This is a genomic window from Pseudarthrobacter sp. RHLT1-30-1 (assembly GCF_059383415.1).
Genome location: NZ_JBWZCG010000016.1, coordinates 1 through 23,969, shown reverse-complemented (window position 1 = coordinate 23,969; position 23,969 = coordinate 1). Strand labels below are relative to the sequence as shown.

Genomic DNA, 23,969 nt, shown 5'->3' with positions numbered 1-23,969 from the left:
GCGGGTGGTGGGGATGGGGTCAGTTTATCGCGTCGGCGCACCGGGCCAGCCCGCGCGCCGGAGTGTGAAGCGCACGGCACGGGCGCGCGCGGGCACGTAGAGTTTTCCCAGGAGGCTGAGATGAATACGTACACCACTGTGCCCAGCGGCGAACAGGTGGTCCAGGAACTGCCCTGGCGCTGGAAAGTGCAGGGCCGGATCTTCCTGATCGGCGGCCTGGGCTTTATGTTCGACGCCTGGGACGTCACGCTCAACGGCATCCTGATTCCGTTGTTGTCCAAGCACTGGGCGCTCTCCCCGGGCGAGGCCGCCTGGATCGGCGCCTCGAATCTGATCGGGATGGCCCTGGGCGCCTTCGTCTGGGGCACCATCGCGGACACGATCGGGCGCAAGAAGGCCTTCACCGCCACCCTGCTGATTTTCTCGCTTTTCACCGTGCTCGGCGCGTTCTCCCCCGACTTCCTCTGGTTCGTCGCGTTCCGCTTTCTGGCCGGCTTCGGCCTGGGCGGCTGCATCCCGGTGGACTACGCGCTGGTGGGCGAATTCACACCCCGCAAGCAGCGCGGCAGAGTCCTGACCGCGATGGACGGCTGGTGGCCGATCGGGGCCGCCTTGTGCGGATTTGTGTCCGCCGGGCTGGTGGCCCTGTACGGGGACTGGCGGCTGACCATGCTGGTGATGGTGCTGCCGGCGCTGCTGGTGTTCTGGATCCGCCGCAGCGTCCCGGAATCCCCGCTGTTCCTGATCCGCAAGGGCCGGCGCGATGAGGCCGCCAAGGTGATCGACGACCTCGTCGCGGCCACCGGGGCCGAACCCCGCGTCTACAGCCTGCCCGAGGCGCAGGACGCCCCGCGGCTCTCCGCCGGCAGCGCCTGGATCCAGCTCCGCGCGCTCTGGCAGTACGACTGGAAGATCACGACGGCGGCCTGGGCCCTGTTCTTTTCCATCCTGCTGGTCTACTACCTGTCGCTGACCTGGATGCCGCGGATCCTGATCGGCGCCGGCTTCGAGGAGTACAAGGCCTTCCTCACCACCGCGTCCATGGCCGCAGTCGGGCTCCTCGGCGTGGTGCTGGCCGCGCTGCTGGTGGAGCGGGTGGGCCGGAAATGGATCCTGGCGATCACCGGCCCGCTGTCCGCGCTGACCCTGGTGATCGTGGCGATCGTGGTGGACATCCCGACGGCGGCCGTGTTCTGGCTGCTGGTCTTCGGCTTCGTGGTGCAGGTGGCCATCCCGGTGCTCTACGCCTATGTCTCCGAGCTGTACCCGACGGAGCTGCGCGGTTCGGGCTTCGGCTGGGCCTCGACCTTCTCCCGGATCGGCGCCGGCTTCGGCCCGCTGGTGTTCGCCGCGTTCCTGTGGCCGGAGCTGGGCCTGGCGACGTCGTTCGCCCTCGCCGGCGGGCTGGTGCTGCTCAGTGTGCTCTGGATGGCGTTCTTCGCCCCCGAAACGAAACAGCGCCAACTCAAGTAGCGCACCCGCACCCCCTCCCCCGCGCCCGCGGCCGCCCCCGCGGATGCGCTATCACTTTTGGTGCTTCCCAGCCGCTCAGAAGCACCAAATGTGATAGCTCAGCGGTGGGGTCAGGCGGGGGTGTGCGCGGCGGCGAGGGACGCCAGCGTGGAAACCAGAAGCCGGCGCTCCACGAGCTTGATCCGTTCGTGCAGGGATTCCTCGGTCTCGCCCTCGCCGACCACTACGGCTTCCTGCGCGATGATCGGGCCGGTGTCCACCCCGGCGTCGGCCCAGTGCACCGTGCAGCCGGTGACCTTCACCCCGTAGGCCAGCGCGTCGCGGACCCCGTGCGCGCCGGGGAAGGACGGCAGCAGCGCCGGATGGGTGTTGAGGTATTTGCCGCCGAACGCGTTGATGAAGTCCGCGCTGACGATCCGCATGAACCCGGATGACACGACGACGTCCGGCGAGTACGCGGCCACGGCGTCGGTGAGCGCGGCGTTCCAGGCGGCCCGGTCCGGGTAGGCCTTGAAGTCCACCACGAAGGTCGGGATTCCGGCGGCGGCCGAGCGCTCCACCCCGTAGGTGCCGGGCCGGTCCGCGCCGACGGCGGCGATCTCGACGTCGAGCCGGCCCGCTTTCACGGCGTCGATGACGGCCTGGAGGTTGGAGCCGGTGCCGGAGACGAGGACTACGATGCGCATGGTCCTAGCTTATGGGGCCGCTCGCGTAGGCTGGAAACCATGAATCCCCCGAACGACACCGCCGGCAGCCCGGGCACCCCGCCGCAAAGCCAGCACCCGCTCAGCGATGCCGCCAAAGCCTCGCAGGCGAAAACCCACAATCTGTTCCGCAGCTTCGTCGTGGCGGTGCTGGGGTCGTTCTTCGTCTACCAGCTGGACATCAGCTACCTCTGGCTCAGTGCGCTCCTGACGCTGATCGCGATCGTGCTGGGCGTCATGGTGCTGGTCCGGTACGCGAAGCTCAAGGAATCGAAGTTCGTGCTGTTCGGGACGATTTCCGGGCTGGTGGTCCTGGCCGTGCAGGTGCTGCTGCTCGTGTCCTCGGCGTTGTTCTTCAACCAGGTCCGGGACTACCAGCAGTGCTCCCGCCAGGCCCTCACCCAGCAGGCCGCGTCCATGTGCCAGACCCAGCTGGAAAAGACACTCCCCCGGTTCCGCTAAGCCGGGGTTCCGCTAGGAACCGAGCCGCGTCACGGCGGCCCCCGGGTCAGAGCGGGGCCGGCTCCAGGTCCGCTTCGCGCAGCTTCTGCTGGCGTTCCAGCCACGGCCCCGCCGCGTAACCGATCACGACGCCGATCCCCACCTCAGCGGCCACGAACAGGGCCGTCCGGAGAGGGTCGGGGCCAATCTCGGTGAGCCGCCCGATGCCGGCGGATCCCCGGGCCAGCCAGGCCAGACCCGCGGCGAGCAGCCCTGCGACGCAGCCGATCATCACGCCGAGTGCCAGTGTGGAGACCGTCGCGGTGAACCAGCGGGCGTGGATTTTGATGGACAGCCATTCATCGAGGTGGTTTTCGCCCTCGCGCAGGAACCACCAGCCGGCCAGGGTTCCGGCGAGGACGGGTACCACCAGCGCCGCCATTCCGTAGTCCAGCGATCCGGCCGGCAGCGCCGCGAACACCGGGATCGACGGCAGTGGTCCGACGGCGGTGCCGAGCGCCCCGGCCTGCGAGCCGACGCCAAGCGCCACCCCGGCGCCGGAGATCCAGGCGAGCGCGAAGACCGCCAGGTTGGGCAGGAAGCCAAGCTGCGCGATGGTGAGCACGGCGCCACCCACGGGTCCGGCGTCGAGCGCTTCGTAGACCGCGATCACGAGGTTCCAGTGGATGAACAGGGTGGCGGCGAGAAGTACGCAGGACATTGCCAGGCTGGCCATCAGCGCCACGAACCCGGCTTTGACCGCGGACCCCAGGTAGGAGCCGGCCCAGCGTGAATGCTGGCTGGTGCGGGAGAGCCAGTCGACGGCGTCGACGCCGATCAGGCGGCTCCACGAGCCGGCCTCACGGCGGGCGCCGATCACCATGCCGAGCCCGAACGGGACCAGCGGGACGAGGGCCGCGGACCAGAGGCCCACACCGACGTCGTCCGTCCGGCAGACGAAGGCGGTGGTCAGGCCGAAGCCGGCGTACATCAGCCAGGAGCCCAGCAGCGCCTGCCAGAGCTGGTCCGTGTACGAGGCCCGAGCCAGCCGTCGGCCGGCGCGCCAGGCGAGCAGGAACGGAATCAGCGTCAGGCCGAGCGGGATGAGCGAAAGGACGCCGGATTGCATATGGGCCGCGGAGCTGACGCCGGCGGTGTCCAGCAGCAGCGGAACGCCGTGGATCAGCAGCCAGGCCTGGCCGGCGAGGCGGGCCAGGACGTCGGGCTCGCTGTTCAGGAAACCGGCGGTGGCCCACACGGCGAGAATCGGAACGGCCACCACGAGTGCGGAGATGATGGCTGCCTGCGCGGACTCAAGGGCTCCCTGAAGCCACAAGGGCATCGGAAGTCCACGTTCCCCGGTCTGATCAGCGCGCAGTTTCATCGTGTTCCATGGTGCCACGTGGCGGCGTTCCGGCCCGTTCCGACAGGCCCTAGCCGTCGATTTCGCAGGTATTGTGCCCACGCTCCCGGGTCGCGTCGTGCCGTCAATTGGTAGGGTTCCCGGCGCTTTTTTCCCTACCCCGCCGTAAAATTGGAATGTCCGCAATCATTGGTTGGAGGCAGAAGAAATGACTACCGCATCTCCACATGCACACGGCATTCACTTTGGACGTACAGACGTCCAGAATGCCGGCATGGGTGTAGGTATCGTCCTTGCAGTCGTGGGCATCCTGGGGTTCATCCCCGGCATCACCACGCAGTACAGCTCATTGGCGTTCGTCGGACCCGGTTCCACAGCCCTGTTCCTGGGCCTGTTCCAGGTATCGATGCTGCTGAACATCGTTCAGCTCGCGATCGGCGCCACCGGTGTGGCCATGTCCCGGAACAACCCCATGGGTGCCCGGAACTTCCTGATGGGCTTTGGTCTGCTGTACATCGTTCTAAGCGTCTACGGGCTCATCGTTGGGGTGGGGTCGGCGGCCAATTTCCTGTCGCTGAACACCATTGATATCTGGGCCTTCATGATCATGGGCGTGGTAATGGTAGGCGCCGGTTGGCTGATGTCCCGGCATCTGTCCGACGACGCAGGGACCCGGTAAGCAAACAACCGGGAAAAAGGGAGCCGCGAATGAGTAACGTTTCATAGCATTCTGAAAATTCGTACTACCTGCTGGTGCAGTCGCCTCGCGGAAACGCAGTGGCTGTGCCAGCTTCCCTGTGTTGGGAGTTTTATCGGGGGCTGGGTTGGGCTCCTTGGGGTTGGGCCCCTTGGGGTTGGGCTTCTGGGGTGCGTGCGCGTGGGGGGGGTCTGGTGCGTGCTTGACCCTGGCTGGTGTGGCGGGACCTGGCTTCCGGCGCCAATCCTCCACAGATGGCCGCTGGAGCCCAAGCCTTCATAGCGGCCATCTGTGGCGGGTCGTTCGTGAGGTGCACCCGGCACTCAGCGGGCTCCGCGGCCCGGGTGGTTCTCAGGCGTCCTTGAGGTCGATGCCTTTGGTCTCCGGGAGCTTGAACACCGCGAGCGCCGTGGCGAGGCACAACACGATGATGTAGATGCTGGAGAGCCAGCCCAGGCTCCAACTGTTGAAGAGTGCGTTCAGGTACGGGGCCGTTCCGCCGAAGACCGCGACCGACAACGAATAGGCAAAGCCGATGCCCTGGGTGCGGACCTTCGTGGGGAAGTTCTCAGACAGCACGGCAGCGAGCAGCGCCCCCGGGATGGCGACTATACAGAGGGCCAGGGTGGCGGCGACTGCGAGTGTCCACCCATCGCTCGTGATCATTCCCATCAGCGGGAACTGCGCGGCCACCATGGCGACGGAAAATCCGATCAGCAGTGGACGGCGTCCGATCCGGTCCGAGAGCCGCCCCCAGAACGGCAGGGTGATAAGGGCAATCGATTGTGCGATCACGGAGGCCCAGTACGCGGTCTGCGGATCCATTCCCCGCTGGGTGATGGCGAAAGTGGATGCGTAGGACGTCCAGGTGTAGTGCGCGGCGGTGATCCCGGAGGTCATGGCGATCATCAGCAGGACGGCGCGGATGATGGTTTTGCGCGGGATTGGTGCGACCTCGGCGGCCGTGGCCTTGGCTTCGAAGACGTCGCTCTCTTCCATGCCCCGGCGAAGGTAGAGCGCAGCCAGTGCCAGCAGGGCCCCCAGCAGGAAGGGGATGCGCCACCCCCATTGCGCCACCCCGGCCGCACCCAGGATGCTTGTCACGCCGCCGCCCACGACATAGGCCAGCACCGAGCCGCCAAAGATGGCCACGAAAACGATGCTTCCCCACTGCCCGCGTTTGGCTGGCGGCGCGATTTCGGCGATGTACGTGTTGGCCGTGGCGGACTCGCCGCCGTGGGCAAAGCCCTGCGCAACCCGGGCCAGCAGCAGGAGCACGGAGGCCCAGATGCCGACCTGGCCATACGTCGGCATGAGCCCGATCAGGAGCGAACCGCCGGCCATGATCAGCATGGTGGTGATCAAGACAAACTTGCGGCCGCGCTTGTCCGCGATCCGTCCGAACACGATGCCACCGAGCGGGCGCATCAGGAATCCCACTGCGAACACCGCCAAAGTGGCGAGCAGCGCCGAGACAGGGTTCTTGGAATCGAACATCGCCGCCGCAATGAAGGGCGCAAAGACGGCGTAGGCGCTCCACTCGTACCACTCCAGCACGTTGCCGACGGTGCTGGCGAACATGGAACGTCGTTTGGAACGTTGATCGGGACGAGTCTGTTGCTGCCTGGACGGCGGGGCAGCCTCGAGTCGGATGGTGCTATCCATGGTGTGTCCTTCCCTACTGCGCTGTACGAGAAATTGGGCTGAGGCTAGATGAGGCGAGACATGGCTCTGGGGGCGGCCACGGTTGAGGAGCGGACGGCCCGGAACGGGCGGTCCACTGGTGGCGGACTTGACGCGGGTTTACTTCAGTCGGGTCGCGAGCCGTTCGGCGACGTCCAGCAGTTGCGGCACGCCGTGTTCCATGGCGGCGCCGAATCCGGTGTCGCCCGGACGTTCGCCACGCAACCAGCGGGTGTGGATCGCCTCGCTAAAGATCGCCGCCTTCCACAGGGCCAATGCCTGGTACCAGGGCAGCGGCGTGAGGTCGAGGGACATCCGCTCCTGGTACCTGTCGATCAGTTCCTGCCGTCGGAGGTACCCGGGAAGCCGGGTGACGGGCGTCAGTTCCATCGTGGTGAACGGCTCGTCCGCGTCGGCGTAGGTCGCGGTCAGATAGCCGAGATCGGCCAGCGGGTCCCCCAGCGTGGCCATTTCCCAGTCGAGCACGGCGGTCACTCGGGGTGGCCCGTCCGGGGCGAACATCAGGTTCCCCGTGCGGTAATCGCCGTGGATCACCGAATCGCGTTGGCTTTCCGGACGGTTGTCCTCGAGCCAGGACGCCAGGCGTCCGACGGCGGGCAGGTCCCGGGTCGTGTTGACGTCCCACAACGAGGCGAACCGCGCGACCTGGCGTTCCAGGTACCCCTGCGGCCGGCCGATCCTGGCGATCTCTCCGCTGGACACGTCCAGCGAGTGCAGGTCCGCGAGGGTGTCCACCACCGCCTCACTCGTAGCCCGGCGCGATGCGGGGGCGTCGAGGTGCGGGGGAACCGTGTCCGTGAGGACTGTGCCGTTGAGGTGCTCCATCACGTAGAACGGAACACCGAGGACGGAGTCGTCCTCGCACACGGCCAGGATACGTGGAACGGGCATGCCCAGGGGCGCCAGGGCCAGCTGGATCCGGGCTTCCCGCACCATGTCGTGGGTGGACTTGGGCAGCGGCGGCCGGGGCCCGCGGCGGAGCACAACGTCGGCACCGTTTCTGCGGAGCCGGAAGGTCACGTTTGACTGGCCGTCCCCGATCCGCTCCCACGCAAGGTCGCCTGACCCCAGCCCGGCTCCGTCCAGGAATTCGCGGACGGTGTCAAGGATGAGCAGTGGCGGCCGGGTCAGCGAAGCGGCCTGGTCCTCGCTGTCGACGACCTCGGGCTCGGCCACGCCCATGACCTCCGCGGGCTTCATGATGCGGCTCCGGCGTGGAACCGGGCAGCGCCCAGGAACGGCTCGCCCCCGGCAACAGCCCCGCGCCGGTGCGACGAGGCGCGCCGCGAGATGGCCCATTTGTGGGTTTCGTTGGCGCCGTCGTAGATCCGGAACGGGCGGACTTCGGCGGCGTACTGTGCCAGCGGCAGACCGTCGGACACGCCGTCGCCCCCGCAGAGCTGGATGGCCCGGTCGATAACCCGGAACACGGCCTCGGAGCAGTGGACCTTGGCGATCGAGGACATCGCAGAACCTGCCTTGGGATCGGAGACCAGGAGGGCTGCGGTCTTGGTGATGATGGCGTCCGAGGTTTCGATGTCGATCACGGACTGGGCGATCATCTCCTGCGCGATGCCGAGCTGCGCGATGGGTGACCCGAATATTTCCCGGGTGTCGGTCCGGTCCAGGGCGATGTCCAGCGAGCGCCGCGCCAGGCCGAGCCAGCGCATGCAGTGTGTGAGCCGGGCCGGTCCCAGCCGGACCTGGGCGTACTTGAAGCCGAGGCCGACTTCGCCGAGCACCGCCTCAGGTCCGACCGTCACGTTGTCGAAGTGCAGGTTCGGATGCCCGCCGGCGATGGTCCGGTCAATAGTGTGGATTGGGTTGCCCAGCCGGACGCCCTGGGCGTCCATGTCCACCAGGAACATCGTGGCGCCGTTCGGGTCCGTCCCGGCTTCCGGGGTCCGTGCCATGACGATCGCGAATCCGGCGTGCTCGGCCCCGCTGGTGAAACGCTTGTCCCCGGTGATGGTCCAGGAATCCCCATTGCGGGTCGCAGTGGTCAGCAGCCCGGCGGGGTCCGACCCCGCGCCCGGGTGGGGCTCGGTCATACCGAAGCAGGAGAACGTGTCACCGGCCGCGAGAGGCGCAAGATAGCGCCTTTTTTGCTCCTCGGTGCCAATGATGTTCAGCATGTGCATATTGCCCTCATCCGGCGCCATGCAATTCAGAACGGCCGGCCCGATCGGGGAATATCCGGCTTCCTGGAAGATCGGGGACCACTGGTCCACCGGCAGGCCCTGGCCACCGAAGGAGACGGGCACGTGCGGGGCGAACACGCCCGCGGTTTTGGCGGCTTGGCCGAGTTCGCGGCGGAGCCCTTCAGCCAGGCGTTCGCCCGGCCGCGGCTCGGCGGGGATCACAACGCTGCGGATGAACTCGCGGGTGCGGAGCCGGAGGTCTTCGACGGCTGGGGGCAAGGAGCTTTGGTTCATGGGAGGGTCCTTTCAGGCCGGAAGGCCTGGAGTGCTGACGCACAGCGTCGCTGGGGGCGCTGAGGCTGATGATGGGTGCTAGGCGGTGCCGCCGGCGGTCAGCAGGCCGCCGTCGACGGTCAGAATCTGGCCGGTAATCCAGTCGGCATCCGGGGAGGCGAGGAACGCGACGGCGGCGGCCACGTCCTCGGGGACGCCGAGCCGTTTGAGCGGGTATTGCCCGGCGACCTCTGCTTCCTTGCCTTCGTAGAGCGCCTTCGCGAACTGGGTCTTGACGACGCCGGGGGCGACGGCGTTGACGCGGATCTCGGGGCCGAGTTCGACGGCGAGAGTGCGGGTGAGGTGGGATACCGCGGACTTGCTGATCCCGTAGAGCCCGATTCCTTCGGAGGGAGTGTCGCCGGTCACGGAGGAGATGTTCACGACGCAGCCGCGGCGGTCCCGGAAGCCCAGCCCGGGGTGGGACAGCGCACCCTGCACCCAGGCGAGGGTTCCGATGACGTTCACGTTGAAGACCTTGCGCGCGGCGTCGAGGTCGAGTTCGGCCAGCGGACCGTACACCGGGTTGATGCCGGCATTGTTGACCAGGATGTCCAGGCCGCCGGTTTCGCGGGCAATCAGCTCGAAGACCGCCTGTTGGTGGCCGGCGTCGTCCGCTTTGCCGGCGACTCCGTAAGCGGTGCCGGCCGGGAAGGAGGCGACGGCATCGTCGAGGGTCTCCTGCGTCCTGGCCGTCAGGATGACCCGGGCACCTTCGGCCGAGAGCCGGCGGGCGATGGCCAGGCCGATGCCGCGGCTGGAGCCGGTCACCAGGGCGGTTTTGCCGTCGAGCCGGCGGGGGGTGGTGGGCTGGGTCTTGTTCTGTCCGGTCACGTTCAGTCCTTCAGGTTCAGGCCGCGGAGTTCCCGCCGCTGGATCTTGCCGGTGTGCGTTTTGGGCAAATCGTTCAGGATGTAGACGCGGCGGGGGTACTTGTAGGCCGCCAGCCGCCCTTTAGCGAAGGAAATCAGCTCGGTGTCGGTCGCTTGTCCGCCGGCCTTCAGCGAGACGTAGGCAACCACCGCTTCGCCGCTGTAGCTGTCCGGCTGGCCGACCACCGCGGCTTCGAGGACCGCCGGGTGTTCATAGAGGGCGTCCTCGACTTCCCGCGGCCACACCTTGTAGCCGGAAACGTTGATCTGGTCTTTCATCCGGTCCACGAGGTAGATCCAGCCGGCCGCGTCCATGATCGCCACGTCCCCGGTTCGCAGCCGGCCGCCGGGAATCGCCGCTGCTGTCTCTGCGGGCTTGTTCAGGTAGCCGGGGGTCACCTGCGGTCCGCTGAGTTCCAGCTCCCCCGGTTCTCCGTCTGGAACCGGTTCGCCGTCCGGTCCAATGACCCGGGCAACGAGATTCGGCAAGGGCACGCCGATCGCGAGGGTGCCGCTGGCGGGGTCGACCGGCGCGACCGAGCCGGGCGGCACCGCGATCACGGCCGAGGCCGTCTCGGTCATGCCGTAGACGTTGTGGATGTACCGGCCGAAGCGCGCCTGGAAAGTCGCGACCGTGGCTGGCGGGATCGGAGCTCCCCCGGAGTAGATGTACTTGAGCGTCGCGAACTCCGCGGACGACGCGTGGGCCAGGTCCAGGAGCGCATTGAACACGGTGATGGACCCGATCACATGGGTCACGCCGTGCCTGTTGAACGATTCGAGGATGACCTCCGGCCGGACCCGGTTGATGAAAACAAGGTTCGCGGGGTGGATGAGCGCCGTCACCGCGGTGGCCACCGCCCCCGTGATGTGGAAGAGAGGTGCCACGGCGAGCACGACGTCCCCTGCCGCAAGATGCTGCCATTGGGCGTAGCCCGTGGCCACGCTCAGCACGTTCCGGTGGGTTCCCAGGGCACCCTTCGCCGGGCCGGTGGTTCCCGATGTGTAGGTCAGCAGGGCCACGCTGTCTCCGGTGAGGGTCGGCGGGACGGGGACCTGGCCGACCCTCCGCTGGAGGATCGAGCGGAGGTCATCCTCCGTGCGTTCAAGCCGGATCGACGAACGAAAGACCCGCGGATCGTCCTCGTTCTGGAAGTCCAGGTCCGAAGTGGTGATCGCCCAGGCCACGCTGCTGCCGCGGAGCGTCTCCGTCACGTCGGCAATTTCGCCGTCGAGGCAAACGATTCCGACGGCGCCCGAGTCGTCGATGATGTTGCGGAGCTCTTTACCCTTGTACATCGGGTTCAGCATCAGCGCTGTCCCCCCGGACTTCCAGATGGCCAGCATGCACAGTGCGAACTGCGGGATGTTCTGCAGGTAGATGCCGACGGCACTTCCGGGGCCAACGCCCCGCTGTTGAAGTTCGACGCTGAGCGCGTCCGTGAGAGCGTCGACGTCGCACGCGGACAGCGTTTGGTCGAAGTAGGTGACCGCGGTGGCATCCGGCGCCTGCCGGACGCGCTGGGTCCACGCTTCATTGATGGTCCCGGCGGCCGGCTCGATGCGGGACTGGACGCCGTCGGGATACAGGGCAGTCCAGGCTGGGTCTACGGTTTCGTTCACGGCGATGAGTCTCTTCTTCGTTGAACAGAGGACGGTGAATCTTGTGTGACTTATATTACTTTACCGAGCGCTCGCTCGGTTCAATCGAATATAGTGTAGATACACAACTACGGCAAGGGGTCACCGGGACATGGGCGGACAAGGTGCCACGCATTCAACGGCGTCGGCTGCGGCAACTGGATCAGCGCGCCCGGCGACTGCGAGCGCCCAGGGAGGGTGGCAGGATTTCTCGCCGCCTGTCCTCCGCCCTGCCCTGGCAGCAGCTCTGGCGTGCTTCACGGAGAACGGCTATCACGGGACCACGATCCGCCAGGTTGCCACCCGGGCAGGCTTGTCCGTACCCGGCCTTTACCACCATTTCCCGTCCAAACAGGCACTCCTCGTGACTCTCGATGCCGAAGCCATGAACGAGTTGTGGCGCCGGAGCACGGCAGCCCTGGCCGACGGCCCGCAGGGCGTGCTTGACAGGTTCAACCGGCTGATCCGTTGCCTCACGCTCTTCCACGCCCACCGGGGCAACCTGGCTTTCATCGCCCTCAGCGAGATCCGCAGCCTTGAAGGATCCGCACGCGCGGAACACATCGCAGCCCGCGACCGCCAGCAGGCTCTTCTTAGCGAGATCATCGATGAAGGTGTAACCGCCGGTATCTTCGACGCGCCGCACCCCCGCGAAACGAGCCGCGCGATAACCACCATGTGCACTGGCGTGGCCCAGTGGTACCGGATCGACGGCGAGCTCACGCCCGAGGAACTTGCCGACCGCTACGGCCGGCTGTGCCGGCTGACTGCGGGGGCAGCAGCGGGGGGCTGACTCAGCGTATGTGGACATCAGCGCGTTTGGGCGCGTTGCGGCGAATCGCGGCAATATCAGTGCTTCAGCTGCACCAACAGCATGGCCGCTGAGCGTCCGCGCCCAGCGGCCATGCGTCCAGTTGCCCGCCAGGGGCTGCACTTGGAAGCTGCAGTTAGAACCGGACGAGGGAGTACGGGAGGCTTGGCAGGTTCCCGGCCGTCCACGGGCGGTCCGAAGGCTCCACCGGAATCTGGCCGCGGCCGTCGCGGATCACCAGCACCACCGTGCCAACGATGGCGAACAGGGCAACCGCTGCCAGGATGAAAAGCAGTACGACAAATGACCCGGTCATGTCCAACACCTCTGGATTAATTTTACTGCGGTCCGCGCCTGCGAGAATGGCCAGATGACCGCCATCATCCTGGGCTGGAACCCGGACCGCTGGAACGACTGGAACTACGCCGAAGTCGCCGAGCGCGTCGGTGCGACCGGCCTGCACCTCCAGCCGTGGAGCGCCGGCCACCACGCGAACATCGGTTTGGGGACGGACGCCTGGCTGCTCGTGCAGGGAGCCACCGGGCCGGGACTGATCGGCCACGGCGTGGTGGTCTCGCAGCAGACCGAGCCCGGACAGCTCTCGCACGCCTCCACCGATTCCAGGGCGGACGAGACCCTGACACACATCCAGGTGGCCTTCGACTCGCTCCTACCGCTCGGCGAGCAGATCGGCGGCGACGTTCTTATCGAGGCGCTGCCCGGGGTGCCGTGGGACAGCGCTGAGGCGGCAGAGCTGGACCTGGACCCGGCCGAGGAAGCATCCGTCAGGGCCCTCTGGCGTGCTTTTGGACCGCAGCCGGGGCCGGACCCCACGCGGCCCGGCCCGGGCACCTACCCGCAGGACGCGCTCATCCGAGTCGAGGTAAACCGCTACGAACAGGACCCCGACGCGCGGCGGGCCTGCATTGCGCACTACGGCAGCAGCTGTGCCGCCTGCGGGTTCTCCTTTGAGCAGAGCTACGGCGAGATCGGCATGGACTTCATTCCGGTTCACCACCTCGTGCCGGTCTCCCAGCTCGGCAGCGGCTATGAACTCGATCCCATCACTGACCTCGTCCCGCTCTGCGCGAACTGCCATGCCATGGCGCACCAGGGGGTGAGCACCCCGCGGACCGTGGCCGAGCTGCGCCGGATCATCGGTGACGCCGGGTACCTCCGCGGATCCACCGTCTCCGCCGAACAGCTCGAGGCCCAGCAGCAGGCCCGGGAGCTCCTGGGACCGCAGTAACTCCACGGTGCGCCGTCAAACGAACCGACCTGCCGGCACCTCCTGCGGGGGTCGGAGGGCAGCTTGCGTCCCCGCATTTTCTAATCGCTGGACTTTGCGGCCGGGAGCACATCAGACTGTCTACAACAGCTGGATTGGCGGGCCCGCACTTCCGCTTTCGCGTCCGGCCGGGTTCTATCGGCGGAGCGGTTGGGGGCCGTGCCGCGCGACCTTTTCCAGCATCGTGAAAGGACCTGGTATGCCGGATTTTTCAGCATTCTTCCCGCTATTTGCCACGATCATCGGCGTGGCTGTTGTCATCGCCGTTATTTGGCTGACCACCAAACTGATGTGGAAAGTGGCAGAACCCAATGAGGCTCTCATCATCTCGGGGCTGACGCGGGGAACCCTGGAAACCCGGGAGGGAATGGACTTCAAGATCGTCACCGGCAAGGGCGCGCTGGTGTTTCCCGGCCTGCAGACCGTCAGGACCCTGTCCCTGACCCTCAATGAAACCGAGCTCAAAGTCTCCTGTGTGACGTCGCAGGGCATCCAGGTGATCGTCGAAGGTGTTGTGATCTACAAGATCGGGGATGCCCCGCCGTTCATCGCCAACGCCGCGCGGCGCTTCCTCGGCCAGCAGCCAAAAATGGAAAGCCAGGTCTACAACGTTTTCGAGGGGCACCTGCGCTCGATCATCGGCAGCATGACCATGGAGGAAATCATCCGCGAGCGCGACAAGCTCGGTTCACAGGTCCGCAGCGCCAGCGGCGTTGAAATGGAAAAGCTGGGGCTGGTGGTCGATTCGCTCCAGATCAAGGACCTGCAGGATCCCACCGGCTACATCGAGAACATCGCCAAACCGCACATCGCCCAGGTCAAGATGGAAGCGCGCATCGCCGAGGCCACCAGGAACCGTGAGGCCGCGGAAAAGGAAGCCGAAGCGGAGGCACTGATCGCGGACGCACAGAGTATCTCGGCCATCCGGCAATCCGAGGCCCAGGCCAACGCCGAACGGGCCAAGGCACAAGCCGCCCAGGCGGGCCCCCTCGCCGACGCGACGGCCCGCCAGCAGGTGGTGGTCCAGGAGACCGAAGTGGCCAAGCTTGAAGCGGACCGGGAGGAACAGAAACTGCAGACCACCGTCCGCAAGCCGGCCGACGCCAAGGCCTATGCAAAGCGCACCGATGCCGAGGGCCAGAAATCCGCCGATATCAGCGCCGCGGAGGCGCTGGCCCGGCGCACGGAACTCGAAGCCGAGGCCAATGCCAGACGCACGGAACTGCAGGCCAACGCCAACGCCACCGCGGCAGCGGCGGCGGCCGGCGCCACCCGGGTCACCGGCGAGGCGGAGGCTGCGGCCACGAAAGCCCGCGGCGATGCTGCCGCGTCGGCGATCAAGGCCAAGGCGTTGGCCGAAGCGGACGGCATCAAGGCACGCGCCGAGGCCCTCGGTACCAACCAGGAGGCCGTTATTTCACAGCAGCTGGCGGAAAACATGCCCGCCATCATCGCGGCAGCAGCGGAGCCCTTCGCCCACGTTGGCCAGTTCACCGTCCTCAATGGCGGTGAGGGCATCAACCGCATGATCGGCGGGATCCTGGCCCAGGTGGGCGACTATCTCCCCGCTCTCAGATCCGCCCTTAGGAATGGCCGGGAGGATCCAAAGAGGCCCACGAAAGCTCCGGATGCATGATGCACAGGGACGTTGACCGGAGCCTCACCGGCAGGATCGGGCGGGTTACCGGTCGCATCGCGCCGGGCACCATCGGCGAAGTCATGCTGCCGTTCCGTGGCGGAACAAGCGCCTTCCACGCCCACCCGTTCGACAAGGCCAGTGTCTTCGCGGTGGGTGAGGAGGTCCTGGTCATCTACTACGAGCCGCCGCAGACCATCTACGTGGATGAGCTGCCGGACGTCCTGAGGAAAGACGCCCGCGGTTAGAAGCGCCACACCGGGCACGGCACGGCCGGCGGGATTCCGGGCCGAGGCGCCACCAACGCGGCCCGAGGTCTTTGCCACCGTCTAGAGTGCGGACACGGCCGCGGCCCGGGTGGACATGCTCATTCTTCGCTGCAGGGCCTGGGCATACCGGGATTATGTCCAGCCCTCGGCCCGGCCGGAGGGCATGCCCACCGAAGCGCAGCGGATTCCGCCCCAGCACCGCCTTGTTAACCCACTCTTCCCTCCCCCGCCATGCGCCCAGCCCCGTGCCGAAAGCCTGTCCGCGCACCGTGGAGGGGTGAGGATCGCAATTGTTGCTGAGTCATTCCTGCCGCTGATGAATGGGGTAACCCACTCGATCCTGCGGGTACTGGAGCATCTGCAGGAGCGCGGAGACGAGGTGCTCGTGATCGCGCCGTCCACGCAGGACGCGGAGGCCCCCAACGAGGTCTACGGGGCGCATGTCCACCGGCTGCCCTCGGTTCCGCTGGCCGGCTACGCGAACGTTCGGGTGGCGATGGGCGGTGTTTATCGGGTCAAGCGAATCCTTGCCGACTATGCACCGGACGTGGTCCACCTGGCCTCGCCGTTCGTGCTCGGCTGGCGCGCGGCGCAGGCAGCACACCATCTGGGAATCCCCACCATCGCCATCTACCAGACCGAGGTCCCGGGCTACGCCGGGCGGTATGGCGTCCCCTTCCTGGAGAACTGGGCCTGGAACCGGGTGGAAAACATCCACCGGCTCTCCTCCCGGACCCTCGCCCCGTCCAGCTTCGCGGTCAACCAGCTCCGCGGCCGCGGCATCCCCCGGGTCGAGATGTGGCGGCGCGGCGTGGATACCGAGCGGTTCTCCCCCGCCAAGCGCGACGCCGGATGGCGGGCCGCCGTCGCCCCGGCCGGCGAGCGCATCATCGGCTACGTGGGCCGGCTCGCGGTCGAAAAGCAGGTGCAGGACCTCGCCGTGCTGGCCGACGTTCCCGGCACCCGGCTGGTGATTGTGGGCGACGGACCCCAGCGGCAGGCCCTCGAGGAGGCCCTGCCGGACGCCGTCTTCACCGGTTTCCTCGGCGGCGAGGAACTGGCCAGGGCTGTGGCATCCTTCGATCTCTTCGTGCACCCCGGCGAGTTCGAGACCTTCTGCCAGACCATCCAGGAGGCGATGGCCTCGGGCGTGCCGGTGGTCGCCACGGGCCGCGGCGGTCCGCTGGACCTCGTCGAGAACTCCCGCACCGGCTGGCTGTATAAACCGGGCGACCTGGCCGCGCTGCGGAACCACGTGGTGGACCTGATGGGCGACGACGCCAAGCGCCGCGCGTTCGCAGCAGCTGCCCATGCATCGGTCCAGGGCCGGACATGGTCCGCCTTGGGCGCCGAACTGGTCCAGCACTACCAGGCGGTCCTCGCCGCCGACATCGCCGCACCAACCACCCAAGGAGTCACCCTGTGAGAATTTCCGTGATCGGCTGCGGCTACCTTGGCGCCGTGCACGCGGCCACCCTGGCGTCGATGGGCCACCGCGTGGTGGGGATCGACGTCGACGCCGCCAAAGTCGAGCAGCTGGGCCGCGGTGCGGCGCCGTTCCACGAGCCCGGGCTGGACGAACTCCTGCGCGACGGCGTCGCCACCGGCCGGCTGAGCTTCTCCACGGAATTCGCCGACGCCGCCTGCGCCCAGCTGCATTTCCTCTGCGTGGGCACACCGCAGTCCAAGACCTCCGACGGCGCCGACCTCCGTTACCTCGTCGCCGCGACCGAGGCCCTCCTGCCCCATCTGGCCGCCGGGTCCGCCGTGGTGGGCAAGTCCACGGTTCCGGTCGGCACGGTGGACATGCTCAGCGGCGTGTTGGCGGAGCGGCCCGACGTGCTCCTGGGCTGGAATCCCGAGTTCCTGCGCCAGGGCACCGCGGTCAGGGACTCCCTGGTCCCGGACCGCTTGGTCTACGGCGTCCCCGAAGGCGGCTTAGCGACCAGCGGCACGGCAGCCAGCGGCTTAGCGACCAGCGGCACCGCGATCACCGCAGCCCTCGACGCCGTCTACGAGCCCCTGCTGGCCGCCGGGGTTCCGCGGCTGGTGTGTAACTTCGCCACAGCGGAACTGATCAAATCGGCGTCGAACGCGTACCTTGCCACCAAGCTCAGCTTCATCAATGCCATGGCCGAGCTCTGCGACGCCACGGGCGCCGATGTACGGCAGCTGGGCTCGGCGATGGGCCTTGATCCGCGTATCGGGAGCCGGTACCTCCATGCCGGCCTCGGGTTCGGCGGCGGCTGCCTGCCCAAGGACATCCGCTCCCTCCGGGTCCAGGCGGCCGGTCTGGGCGTGGATTCGGTGGACCAGTGGATGGACGTGGTGGACTCGATCAACCGCGACCAGCGTTCCCGGACCGTGGGGCTGGCCCGGGAGCTGTGCGGCGGCCAGCTGAGCGGCCGCCGGCTCACGGTGCTCGGCGCGGCCTTCAAACCGGATACCGACGACATCCGCGACTCCCCCGCCCTGGACGTTGCCCTGCAGCTGGCGTCGCACGGCGCGCATGTCACCGTGACGGATCCTGCCGCGATCAACAACGCGTGGCTCCGCTACCCGCAGCTGCGCTTCGAACCGGCCACGGGCCAGGCGCTGGAGGGTGCGGAGCTGGTGCTGCTGCTGACCGAATGGGATGAGTATGTCGCGCTCGCCCCGGCCGACGCCGGGGCGCTGGTCCGGCGCCGGATCCTGCTTAACGCCCGGAACGCCGTCGACGCCTCCGCCTGGGAAGCGGAAGGCTGGACCGTCCGCGGCCTGGGCCGCGCAACCAGCCCCACCGCACCCGCGCCAACCGGCCCGAACCGGGCCCCGGGCCACCAGCTCATTTCGACCAGCGCACCCGGCGCTGACCGGACCGCCTGAAACCCCGCCGCTGAAACGCGGGCGTAACGCGGCATCTCGCTACCGGCCACCCCTATGATTTCCGGAGGGGAGGACGCGAAATGAACTACCGGTGGTCCCAGATTCGAACGGCAGTAGCGCGGTGACGGCTTTCTCGCACCCTGCGCCCGACGCCGAGGCGGTCTTCGAATCCAGCCCCGACGCCCTCCTGGTGATCTCCGAGGAGGGCACCATCCGCCTGGTCAACGCCGCCACAGAGCGCCTGTTCGGCTACACCCGCGAGGAGCTCGTGGGCCAGGACCACCGCATGCTACTCGCCGAGGGGTTCCGGAGCAGCTTCCATCGGCACGTTTTCGACCTCCGAAAGGAGGCCGACGGCGGCCCACTCACCAAAGCTGACACCCCAGCCGCCGGCAACGACGGCCCGCTCGCCAAACCCGCCGCCCATGCCGACCCCGGCCTCCCGCCGGTGGAGGCCTACGGACTGCGGCGCGACGGCACCGAGTTCCAGGGCGAAGTGGCCTGCTCGCTGCTGGTCGGGGACACCAGCGACGCGCCGGTCAGCGTGGCCGTCGCCGTCCGCAGCACCTCGCACCGGCTCGCCGCCGACGCGGGACTCCGTGAAGCCCTGTCCCTGCTCAGCGCAACGCTGGAATCCACGGCCGACGGCATTCTCGTCGTCGACGGCAAAGGCCGGATCGCCAGCGTCAACAACCAGTTCACCTCGATGTGGGGCATCCCGCGGGAGCTGCTGGCCACGCAGGACGACGACGCTGTGTTGAGCTTCGTCCTGGACCAGCTGGTGCACCCCGCGCAGTTCGTGGAAAAGGTCACCGCGCTCTATGCCGATCCGGACGCCGAAAGCCACGACGTCCTGGACTTCCGTGACGGCCGCACCTTCGAACGCTACTCCCGCCCGCAGAAGGTCGCGGACCGGGTCGTCGGCCGCGTGTGGAGCTTCCGCGACGTGACCCCGGCCCGGGTCGCGCAGGACCTGATCACCCAGGCCCTGGCCGACCTGGCCGAGAAAGCCGCGCAGCTCAAGGCCCTCGCCTTCCAGGACCCGCTGACCGGGCTGTCCAACCGGCAGCTTTTCAACGACCACCTCGAGGCGGCACTGCGCGGGCCGTGCGGCACCGCCGTCGACGTCCTGCTCCTGGACCTTGACGACTTCAAGGAGGTCAACGACATCCTGGGCCACCACGCCGGGGACCAGCTGCTGGTCGAGGTGGGCCGGCGGCTGCGCGAGTGTGTCCGCCCGAGCGACGTTGTAGCACGCCTGGGCGGTGACGAATTCGTGGTGCTTCTGGTCGGCTCGCTGGATCCCGGAATGGTCGCCGAGCGGATCGTCGCGTCCCTGAAGGCGCCCCTCTGGATCGACGGCACCATGCTCCACCCGAGCCTCAGCCTGGGCCTGGCGTCGATCAACGAGGACGCAGTGGACGCCTCCGAGCTGCTGCGCCGGGCCGACGTCGCGATGTACGCCGCCAAAGCCGCCGGGAAGAACCGGTACCTGCGGTTCCGGCCCGAGATGATGAAGAGCCTGGTCGAGCGGACCGAACTGGAGGCCGGGCTTCGGCTGGCCGTGGATGCCGGCGAGATCACCGTGCACTACCAGCCCATCCTCTCGGCCCGGCGCGGCGTCGTCGAGACGGTTGAGGCGCTGGCCCGCTGGGAGCGCGAGGGCGGCATCGTCTCCCCTGAGCAGTTCATTCCGGCCGCGGAACGCAGCGGCCTGATCGTCGAAATTGGGACCGAGGTGCTGCTCAAGGGCTGCACCGAACTGGGGCCCTGGCTGGCGGAGGACCCCTCGCGCGCCCTCGCGGTCAACGTTTCCGGGGTGCAGCTCCAGCACGGGGACTTTGCCGAGCTGCTGCTGGCCGTCGCCCGGAGCACCGGGGTGGATCCGCGGCAGCTGGCCGTGGAAGTCACCGAAAGTGTCTTCTTCCACGACGACGGCCACGTGATCCAGCAGCTCACCGCGCTCCGGAACGCCGGCGTGCGGGTCGCGCTGGATGACTTCGGCACCGGATTCTCCTCGCTGGGACGGCTCCAGGGGCTCCCCGTGGACACCTTGAAGATCGACCAGTCGTTCACGTCCATGATCCACACCGGCGATGAGAAGCTGCCGATCCTTGACGGCATGATCACCATTGCCCACGGCCTGGGCCTGAGTGTCACGGCCGAAGGCGTCGAGACGGCGGCGCAGGCCGAGTACCTGAGCAAACTGGACTGCGATTCGCTGCAGGGTTTCCTGTTCGCGCGCCCAACCGCCGCGCCCGGTCTGCGGTCCGCGATCGCCCGGTCCAACGCCGCGTTCGCCGTCCTGCGGGGTGAACGGGTGTCCGGGCCGCGGTGACCCGGCAGAGTCCGTTTCCGGGGTACTGCATTCGGGGCCAACGGACCCTATGATTCAGGGAAAGAAGTGTCCACGGCGCGCCGCCGGGACAGTCATCAGCACATCAACCGTCGCTTTGGGGGCCGGTATCGCCGTGGGAACAGGGATTGAAGAGGGCCTGCTTGAGCAGAGTCCCGACGCTTTCCTGCTGCTGAACACTGACGGAACCATCGCTTTTGTGAACGCGGCCGCTGAGCGCCTCTTTGGCTACCCGCGCGACCAGCTGCTCGGAACGGCGCACAACATCCTGCTCTCCGAGGACGAGCGCGGCGGCTTCCTGCGGGTCCTGGGCCGGCTGGGCCGCGGCAGCCTGTCCGTCAGCCGGCCGTTCGCTGCGGCAGGCCGCCGTCGGGACGGCCGTGAGCTGTCCCTGGAGATCACCTGCTCGCTGGTCACGGTCGATGCCAGCCCGGCCATGGCGGTAGCCATCAGGGACGGGAGCCACCGGGAGGATACCGATTCCGGCCGGCGGCTGGCCGTCTCCCTCCTGGATGCCACGCTGGAATCCACCGCTGACGGGATTGTCGTCATCTCCACCGAGGGACTCATCACCGGGATCAATGACCAGTACCTGAAGCTGTGGGGCATGCCGCCCGAGATGATCACGGCTGAAGATCCGTTGGCGCTGGTCACCTTCATTTCACGGCAGCTGCGTGATCCGGAGGGCTTCCTGCAGAAAGTCACGGAACTCTATACGGACAATGTCAGACAGAGCAACGATGTGCTGGATTTCAAAGACGGCCGCACCGTGGAGCTCTATTCCCGGCCGCAGAAAGTCGCCGACGTGGTCGTGGGCCGGATCTGGAACTTCCGGGACATCACCTCCAAACAACGCGCCGAGGACCAGGCCCGGCGCGCGCTGGCGGAACTTGCCGAGCAGGCAGACAAACTCAAGGAACTCGCGTTCCGGGACCCGCTGACCGGGCTCGCCAACCGGATCCTCTTCGCGGAACGCGTCGCCGCCGCCCTGCTGACCCGGGCTCCGGTGCACGTGCTGCTGTTGGACCTGGATGACTTCAAGGAAGTCAACGACATCCTGGGGCACCATGCCGGGGACGAGATGCTGGTGGAAATCGCGGGCCGGCTGCAGCAGTGCGTCGGGCCGCACGGCACCGTGGCCCGGCTCGGCGGGGACGAGTTCGTCGTGCTGCTGGTGGGCTGTAACGATTCCGATGCCGTTGCCCAGCGGATCGTCGCCACCCTGAACGCGCCGTTCTCCATCGAGGGCACCCTCCTGCGGCCGGGCCTCAGCCTCGGGGTGGCCTCGCGGAGCGCCGGGGCCATGACGTCCTCGGAGCTGTTGCGGCAGGCGGACCTGGCGATGTACGCCGCCAAGGAAGCCGGCAAGAACTGCTATCTGCACTTCAAGCCGGAGATGCTGGCCGAGCTGCTGACACGGACCCAGCTCACAGCAGGGCTGCGGCGGGCCGTGGAACTGGGCCAGATCATTGTGCATTACCAGCCGGTGGTGTCCACCGGGTCGCTGGACGTCGTGCAGTTCGAGGCTTTGGCACGCTGGCAGTTCGAGGGGAAGCTGATCCCGCCGGACGAGTTCATCCGGACCGCGGAACGCAGCGGTCTGATCCGGGACATCGGCGCGGAGGTGCTTCGCCGCAGCTGCGCTGAGCTGCAGCCCTGGCTTGGGGAGGACCCGACCCGGACCCTGGCGGTCAACGTTTCCGGCGTGCAGCTGCTGCACCGGGACTTCGCCGACAGCGTCCTGGACGTCGCGGCGCACGGCAAGGTGGATCCGCACCAGCTGGTGCTGGAGGTGACCGAAAGTGTCTTCTTCGACCCCCGATCCCACGTCATCTCCCAGCTCGAGAGCCTGCGCGGGGCCGGGGTCCGGGTGGCCCTGGACGACTTCGGCACCGGATACTCCTCGCTGGGCCGCCTGCAGGAGCTCCCGGTGGATATCGTCAAGATCGACAAGTCCTTCGTGTCGCTGCTGCACACCGGGGCGGAGAAGCTGCCGATCCTGACCTCGATGATCCACATGGCGCACAGCCTGGGCCTGAAGGTCACGGCCGAGGGCATCGAAACCCCGGAGCAGGCGCACTACCTGATGGACCATGGCTGCGATGCCCTGCAGGGCTTCCTGTTTTCCCGGCCTGAGCCGGAGCACCGGAGGGAACTCGGCATCCGCAACACGGCCGCGGCCGTGGCGGCGCTGGCCGGGGCCCCCCGCCGGGCTGGCTGAAGACCCCGCCGCAGCTGCGGCCTGCTGGTTCCGGCCGGCTGGGTTGCGGCCGGCTGGTTCGCGCCGGCTCTGGCCACGTCGGTTTATCTCCGGTCAGGTCCGGGGATCGAGCTCGCCCAGGTCTGCGCCCACCATGGCGGCGCTGCGCTCCCACAGGCCCCGCGCAAGCTCCGGGTCGTACGCCTGCTTGTTGGCTTTCGCCAGCGCCCGCTTGGCGTAGTAGGCACCGGAGATCCAGTCCTCCCCGGGTTTAGCCGTGGCGAGCCAGACCAGCGTGTCCGCGCCCTGTTCGGGGCTTAGCATGAACCTGTTCAGGAAACTCCGGTACATAAAACGGAACGGGCTGGTGGTGTCCGCCGCGAAGTTGGTGGCCACGACACCGGGATGGAAGGCCGCCGTCGAGATCCCGGCCGCCTGGTAGCGGTTGTTCAGCTCCGCGGTGAAGAGGATGTTCGCCAGCTTCGCGTTGCCGTACGCCAGATTCGCTGAATACTTGGTGGCCGTCTCAAGGTCGTTCAGGTCCAGCTTGCCGTACAGCGCGTTCGCGGCGCTGGACGTGTTGATGACCGTGGCGCTGCTGGCGGTGAGCACGTCCAGCAACTCGGTGGTGAGCAGGAACGGGGCCAGGTGGTTGATCTGGAAGGTCTTCTCATGGCCGTCAACGGTGAGCCCGCGGTGGCCCATGATGCCGCCGGCGTTGTTGGCCAGGACATCGATCCGCGGGTACTTCTCCCGCAGCTGCGCGGCGAGTTGGCGCACCTGTGCCAGTTCCGCGAAGTCGCTGACGAAGTAGTCCGCGCCGATCTCTGTCGCGACCCTTGCCGTCTTCTCCGCGGAACGCCCGACGACGACGATCTGGTCCCCCTGTTTGCTCAGGGTCCGCGCGGCGGACGCGCCGATGCCGTCGCTGGCCCCGGTTATAACGATGGTCCGTGCGGTCATGAATGAGTCCTTTGAGCGGAATCGGTAAGCGGGCTGTCGGAATCGAGCCTACCGAACCACAACGACGCGGGGAGGACGGATGTTCCCTATGTGGATTGAGCGTTAAATGCGGGAGAGCCCCGACCTGTGTGGTTGGGGCTCTCGACCGTGTAATGATGTTCCGGCGGTGACCTACTCTCCCACACCCTCCCGGGTGCAGTACCATCGGCGCT

General features: G+C 67.5%; 20 protein-coding genes and 1 pseudogene. 12 read left to right on the top strand and 9 right to left on the bottom strand.

Annotated features, from left to right (window positions below; all coding sequences use genetic code 11):
* Window positions 1–120: 120 nt before the first annotated feature.
* Window positions 121–1,473, top strand: coding sequence for an MFS transporter (locus AC50YM_RS12665; RefSeq protein WP_494957305.1), 1,353 nt, complete (start codon window positions 121–123; stop codon window positions 1,471–1,473).
* Window positions 1,474–1,583: 110 nt separating this feature from the next.
* Here AC50YM_RS12665 and purN read toward each other — a convergent pair whose 3' ends face one another.
* Entirely contained in the window at window positions 1,584–2,159 is a 576-nt protein-coding gene (gene purN / locus AC50YM_RS12660; RefSeq protein WP_494957304.1) for a phosphoribosylglycinamide formyltransferase, read from the bottom strand.
* A gap of 39 nt (window positions 2,160–2,198) precedes the next feature.
* Between purN and AC50YM_RS12655 the strand changes: the two genes are divergently transcribed.
* On the top strand, window positions 2,199–2,639 hold the full coding sequence (locus tag AC50YM_RS12655) for a hypothetical protein (RefSeq protein ID WP_494957303.1): 441 nt from the start codon (window positions 2,199–2,201) through the stop codon (window positions 2,637–2,639).
* 46 nt (window positions 2,640–2,685) lie between these two features.
* On the opposite strand, the gene AC50YM_RS12650 is transcribed toward AC50YM_RS12655, so the two are convergent.
* Window positions 2,686–4,002, bottom strand: coding sequence for a cell division protein PerM (locus AC50YM_RS12650; RefSeq protein ID WP_494957302.1), 1,317 nt, complete (start codon window positions 4,000–4,002; stop codon window positions 2,686–2,688).
* 253 nt (window positions 4,003–4,255) lie between these two features.
* Here AC50YM_RS12650 and AC50YM_RS12645 point away from each other — a divergent pair, with 253 nt between their 5' ends.
* Window positions 4,256–4,660, top strand: coding sequence for a DUF4383 domain-containing protein (locus tag AC50YM_RS12645; RefSeq protein WP_494957301.1), 405 nt, complete (start codon window positions 4,256–4,258; stop codon window positions 4,658–4,660).
* A 369-nt stretch (window positions 4,661–5,029) separates the two neighbouring features.
* On the opposite strand, the gene AC50YM_RS12640 is transcribed toward AC50YM_RS12645, so the two are convergent.
* The 5 genes from AC50YM_RS12640 to AC50YM_RS12620 form a co-directional block, all read right to left on the bottom strand.
* Window positions 5,030–6,259, bottom strand: a complete 1,230-nt coding sequence (locus AC50YM_RS12640; RefSeq protein WP_494957300.1) for an MFS transporter — start codon at window positions 6,257–6,259, stop codon at window positions 5,030–5,032.
* A 222-nt stretch (window positions 6,260–6,481) separates the two neighbouring features.
* Window positions 6,482–7,582 (bottom strand): phosphotransferase family protein, encoded by a 1,101-nt coding sequence (locus tag AC50YM_RS12635; protein ID WP_494957299.1) that lies wholly within the window; start codon window positions 7,580–7,582, stop codon window positions 6,482–6,484.
* Window positions 7,579–8,817: an acyl-CoA dehydrogenase family protein gene (locus AC50YM_RS12630; RefSeq protein ID WP_494957298.1), complete on the bottom strand. Its 1,239-nt coding sequence runs from the start codon at window positions 8,815–8,817 to the stop codon at window positions 7,579–7,581. The genes AC50YM_RS12635 and AC50YM_RS12630 overlap by 4 nt, the downstream gene beginning before the upstream one ends.
* A 78-nt stretch (window positions 8,818–8,895) precedes the next feature.
* Window positions 8,896–9,690, bottom strand: a complete 795-nt coding sequence (locus AC50YM_RS12625; RefSeq protein WP_494957297.1) for an SDR family oxidoreductase — start codon at window positions 9,688–9,690, stop codon at window positions 8,896–8,898.
* Window positions 9,691–9,692: 2 nt separating this feature from the next.
* Window positions 9,693–11,351 carry a class I adenylate-forming enzyme family protein gene (locus tag AC50YM_RS12620; protein ID WP_494957296.1) on the bottom strand — a complete coding sequence of 553 codons (1,659 nt, stop codon included), beginning with the start codon at window positions 11,349–11,351 and terminating at the stop codon, window positions 9,693–9,695.
* 130 nt (window positions 11,352–11,481) lie between these two features.
* Here AC50YM_RS12620 and AC50YM_RS12615 point away from each other — a divergent pair.
* Window positions 11,482–11,721: pseudogene (locus AC50YM_RS12615) on the top strand (TetR/AcrR family transcriptional regulator); the annotation flags it as partial.
* Window positions 11,722–11,733: 12 nt separating this feature from the next.
* Window positions 11,734–12,162, top strand: a complete 429-nt coding sequence (locus tag AC50YM_RS12610; protein WP_494957365.1) for a TetR-type transcription factor C-terminal domain-containing protein — start codon at window positions 11,734–11,736, stop codon at window positions 12,160–12,162.
* A 154-nt stretch (window positions 12,163–12,316) separates the two neighbouring features.
* Here the strand turns inward: AC50YM_RS12610 and AC50YM_RS12605 are convergent, their stop codons facing one another.
* Window positions 12,317–12,496: a hypothetical protein gene (locus tag AC50YM_RS12605; RefSeq protein ID WP_494957295.1), complete on the bottom strand. Its 180-nt coding sequence runs from the start codon at window positions 12,494–12,496 to the stop codon at window positions 12,317–12,319.
* Window positions 12,497–12,550: 54 nt separating this feature from the next.
* Here AC50YM_RS12605 and AC50YM_RS12600 point away from each other — a divergent pair, with 54 nt between their 5' ends.
* The 7 genes from AC50YM_RS12600 to AC50YM_RS12570 all read left to right on the top strand — a co-directional run bounded on the left by AC50YM_RS12600 (window position 12,551) and on the right by AC50YM_RS12570 (window position 22,815).
* Complete coding sequence (locus AC50YM_RS12600; protein WP_494957294.1) at window positions 12,551–13,429, top strand: HNH endonuclease; 879 nt, start codon at window positions 12,551–12,553, stop codon at window positions 13,427–13,429.
* 238 nt (window positions 13,430–13,667) lie between these two features.
* Window positions 13,668–15,104: a flotillin family protein gene (locus tag AC50YM_RS12595; protein WP_494957293.1), complete on the top strand. Its 1,437-nt coding sequence runs from the start codon at window positions 13,668–13,670 to the stop codon at window positions 15,102–15,104.
* Window positions 15,101–15,352, top strand: coding sequence for an NfeD C-terminal domain-containing protein (locus AC50YM_RS12590; RefSeq protein WP_494957292.1), 252 nt, complete (start codon window positions 15,101–15,103; stop codon window positions 15,350–15,352). The genes AC50YM_RS12595 and AC50YM_RS12590 overlap by 4 nt, the downstream gene beginning before the upstream one ends.
* Window positions 15,353–15,650: 298 nt before the next feature.
* Complete coding sequence (locus AC50YM_RS12585) at window positions 15,651–16,799, top strand: glycosyltransferase family 4 protein (RefSeq protein ID WP_494957291.1); 1,149 nt, start codon at window positions 15,651–15,653, stop codon at window positions 16,797–16,799.
* The gene (locus AC50YM_RS12580) at window positions 16,796–18,238 is read left to right on the top strand and encodes a UDP-glucose dehydrogenase family protein (protein ID WP_494957290.1); all 1,443 of its coding nucleotides are present in this window, start codon (window positions 16,796–16,798) and stop codon (window positions 18,236–18,238) included. The genes AC50YM_RS12585 and AC50YM_RS12580 overlap by 4 nt, the downstream gene beginning before the upstream one ends.
* A gap of 121 nt (window positions 18,239–18,359) precedes the next feature.
* Window positions 18,360–20,576, top strand: coding sequence for an EAL domain-containing protein (locus AC50YM_RS12575; RefSeq protein WP_494957289.1), 2,217 nt, complete (start codon window positions 18,360–18,362; stop codon window positions 20,574–20,576).
* Between the two features lie 133 nt (window positions 20,577–20,709).
* Complete coding sequence (locus AC50YM_RS12570; protein ID WP_494957288.1) at window positions 20,710–22,815, top strand: putative bifunctional diguanylate cyclase/phosphodiesterase; 2,106 nt, start codon at window positions 20,710–20,712, stop codon at window positions 22,813–22,815.
* A gap of 93 nt (window positions 22,816–22,908) precedes the next feature.
* Here AC50YM_RS12570 and AC50YM_RS12565 read toward each other — a convergent pair whose 3' ends face one another.
* Window positions 22,909–23,757 (bottom strand): SDR family NAD(P)-dependent oxidoreductase, encoded by an 849-nt coding sequence (locus AC50YM_RS12565; RefSeq protein WP_494957287.1) that lies wholly within the window; start codon window positions 23,755–23,757, stop codon window positions 22,909–22,911.
* Window positions 23,758–23,969 lie beyond the last annotated feature (212 nt).

Excerpts from the sequence above, each read along its gene's own strand:
- AC50YM_RS12635 (WP_494957299.1), bottom strand. The coding sequence starts at position 7,582 with ATGAAGCCCGCGGAGGTCATGGGCGTGGCCGAGCCCGAGGTCGTCGAC.
- AC50YM_RS12665 (WP_494957305.1), top strand. The coding sequence starts at position 121 with ATGAATACGTACACCACTGTGCCCAGCGGCGAACAGGTGGTCCAGGAA.
- purN (WP_494957304.1), bottom strand. The coding sequence starts at position 2,159 with ATGCGCATCGTAGTCCTCGTCTCCGGCACCGGCTCCAACCTCCAGGCC.
- AC50YM_RS12565 (WP_494957287.1), bottom strand. The coding sequence starts at position 23,757 with ATGACCGCACGGACCATCGTTATAACCGGGGCCAGCGACGGCATCGGC.
- AC50YM_RS12640 (WP_494957300.1), bottom strand. The coding sequence starts at position 6,259 with ATGTTCGCCAGCACCGTCGGCAACGTGCTGGAGTGGTACGAGTGGAGC.
- AC50YM_RS12595 (WP_494957293.1), top strand. The coding sequence starts at position 13,668 with ATGCCGGATTTTTCAGCATTCTTCCCGCTATTTGCCACGATCATCGGC.
- AC50YM_RS12645 (WP_494957301.1), top strand. The coding sequence starts at position 4,256 with ATGGGTGTAGGTATCGTCCTTGCAGTCGTGGGCATCCTGGGGTTCATC.
- AC50YM_RS12650 (WP_494957302.1), bottom strand. The coding sequence starts at position 4,002 with ATGAAACTGCGCGCTGATCAGACCGGGGAACGTGGACTTCCGATGCCC.
- AC50YM_RS12655 (WP_494957303.1), top strand. The coding sequence starts at position 2,199 with ATGAATCCCCCGAACGACACCGCCGGCAGCCCGGGCACCCCGCCGCAA.
- AC50YM_RS12590 (WP_494957292.1), top strand. The coding sequence starts at position 15,101 with ATGATGCACAGGGACGTTGACCGGAGCCTCACCGGCAGGATCGGGCGG.
- AC50YM_RS12630 (WP_494957298.1), bottom strand. The coding sequence starts at position 8,817 with ATGAACCAAAGCTCCTTGCCCCCAGCCGTCGAAGACCTCCGGCTCCGC.
- AC50YM_RS12605 (WP_494957295.1), bottom strand. The coding sequence starts at position 12,496 with ATGACCGGGTCATTTGTCGTACTGCTTTTCATCCTGGCAGCGGTTGCC.
- AC50YM_RS12600 (WP_494957294.1), top strand. The coding sequence starts at position 12,551 with ATGACCGCCATCATCCTGGGCTGGAACCCGGACCGCTGGAACGACTGG.